Below are 2,546 nucleotides of genomic sequence, written 5' to 3' on the forward strand. Positions count from 1 at the left end.
TGATTTGAAATCGCATGCTAAGTCTAATATTTTATTTCTGGGGAATGTTGATAACGTCGTGGATTACTTGTCATTGGCTGATGTATTTATAATGTTTTCAAAATCTGAAGGGTTTCCCAATGCAGTTCTAGAAGCGTTATCTACTGGCCTTCCATGTATATTAAGTAATATTCCATCTCATGCTGATGTAAAGGAAATTATGGGCGATTGTATTACACTTATAGAAGAAGATGATAATAAATTCATTGATAACTACCTTTTCGATAAAGATTCTAACATAGCCAATAAAGCTGTTAAAAACTTATCTGCGATTACGATGGCAGGTAAGTATAAAGAAAAATATGTAGAGTTATATAATATTTAGGTGAGGATCATTAATTGTCAGATTATAACACCCCAATTTCCTGGAAAGAAATGAAAAGTAGATTAGCTAAAGACTCTGAGGTAAATTCTATTAAATTGAGTTTTTGGTCTTATATGTCAAATGATTTCGCTAAGTTTTTTATTCTATTAAGGTTTTTAGAGTGCTTGGGAGGGGACTATAGTTTCATTTATAGGGTTATTGATAGGTTGTTTTTTATACCTGTATCTATGAAGCTTTCTTTTTCTATACCTCCTTACACTACTCGAGGAGGCTTGAGACTGCCGCATTATGGCACTATTGTAATTAATAGTAGGGCTAGGTTAGGAGAATACTGTCAGGTCAGTGTAGGCGCGGTCATTGGCTCTGATATTAAGGACACCCAAAAGGCTCCAATAATTGGCTCAAAAGTATTTATCGGCGTTGGGGCGAAAGTGATCGGTGATGTAAAGATTGGCAGCAATGTTACTATTGGGGCCAATAGCGTAGTTTTAAGTTCGTTCACAGAGGAAAATATTGTTTTAGTAGGCATGCCTGCTAGGAAAATTAATAAAAATGTATAAAAAACTTTTAGCATTATTTTCAGGTACTTTGTTTGCTCAGTTAATAGGTATTGCAGCGTATCCATTAATCACTAGGTTGTTTGATGCTGAAGTTTTAGGTATGCTAACTTTAGTTACTTCTATTTCTACTGTGTTAGGTAACGTTGCAGCTTTTAGTCTACCTCTTGCTATAGTAATAAGTAAGAGTGAGGTTGAAGCGAACGTTGCTGCTAAAACTGCTTTCACGTCAACCCTTGTGACTATATCAGCTCTTTACCTGTTTTTTTTCTTAATTATAAATACTAATTGGTTTCAATCTATATTTGATACTATTGATAATAGTTTCATCTTCGCCATTTTTATACTCTCTAGTCAACTATCTTTTGAACTGACTTTTGTTCAATTGCTATTGAGAAAATACAAGTATAGACAAATAAGCAAAGTAAGAATAATTTTTTCTTTTATACTCAACACAATAAAAATACTGTCTTTTTACATATCTCAAAATATACATGTCTTAGTGTGGGTTTCGATGATATGTGGCTTTATTAAGTTATATTTATTTTATCGAGTAACAGGTGTGAGTGACGCCTTAGTCTTTTATAACGTAAGCTTTAAAGATATAAAAGAAGTGGTAAATAAGCACAAAGAACTAGTGATATATAGGACGTCTCAAACATTCATAAATTCTTTTTCTCAATTTATGCCAGTTTTATTCTTGTCTAGATTCTACTCTATTATGGAGGTTGGCTATTTTGGACTGGCAAAAACTTTACTAGAATTACCTATAAACTTGATTGGAAATACAATTAGTTCTGGCCTTTATCCGTATTACTCAGAGTTAAAGAGTCAGAATAAATCCGTTATTCCCCTTACATTTAAATGTATCACAGTTCTGCTTATTTTGAGCTCGTTAGTAAGTATGTTTCTTTTAATTTTTGGACAAGCTGTCTTTGCGTACATTTTTTCTTCGGATTGGAAAGTTGCTGGAGAATATGCATCAGTTCTTAGTGTCGGTTATATAACTCTTCTATGCTCAAGAACTGTTTTACCTCTAATTAACGTGTTTAACCTTGAAAAAATGATCTTTAAATATGAGTTATTTGGATTGGTATTGAGACTATCTAGTTTATGTATTCCCATTTATTTAAGCATGAACGCGATAGATGTTATTTTGTATTACTCCATCAGTAATTTTTTTGTATACTTAGTGTTGATTATTTTGGTTTTAAGAAGTGTGAAGATCAAAGAGAGGAGTGAATTTTATGACTGAAAAGTTGAGGAAAAGTCTTGACAATTTGTATTTTAATCCATTTAAAATTGATAATTTTTTTATAATAATTATTCATTCAATATATTTAATGGCGAAGAAAACACCAAGTAACATCATTAACTATCTTCTTTTTGTGATATTTTATAGAAGCTTTACTAGATATGCTTCTAATGATTTTTCAATTGGCGTTAAGCAACTATGTATACAACAAATTCATCTCCCTCATCCTATTGGAATTGTTATTGGTAAGGGGGTTTTGCTAGGTAAAAATTGTGTTATTTATCAGGGGGTAACTATTGGAAAATCTAATGCACACTCTGATTTTTATCCGGTCATTGGTAGCAATGTTACTATTTATACCGGCGCGGTT

The 2,546-nt window shown here is 32.1% G+C and carries 3 protein-coding genes and 1 pseudogene; all 4 read left to right on the forward strand.

Features of this window, described 5'->3' with window-relative positions; all coding sequences use genetic code 11:
• Nucleotides 1–364 (forward strand): glycosyltransferase family 4 protein (locus OJ16_RS19470; RefSeq protein WP_040993210.1); only part of this gene is annotated, 364 nt, incomplete at its 5' end.
• Between the two features lie 14 nt (nucleotides 365–378).
• Entirely contained in the window at nucleotides 379–924 is a 546-nt protein-coding gene (locus OJ16_RS20165) for an LbetaH domain-containing protein (protein WP_201773372.1), read from the forward strand.
• Entirely contained in the window at nucleotides 917–2,176 is a 1,260-nt protein-coding gene (locus tag OJ16_RS19480) for an oligosaccharide flippase family protein (RefSeq protein WP_040993212.1), read from the forward strand. Before OJ16_RS20165 ends, OJ16_RS19480 begins: the two co-directional genes overlap by 8 nt.
• Nucleotides 2,169–2,546, forward strand: a pseudogene (locus tag OJ16_RS19660) (hypothetical protein); the annotation flags it as partial. The gene OJ16_RS19480 and the pseudogene OJ16_RS19660, both read left to right, overlap by 8 nt.

Origin of the sequence: Vibrio renipiscarius, from assembly GCF_000827885.1 — a bacterium.
GTDB classification, from domain to species: Bacteria; Pseudomonadota; Gammaproteobacteria; order Enterobacterales; family Vibrionaceae; genus Vibrio; species Vibrio renipiscarius.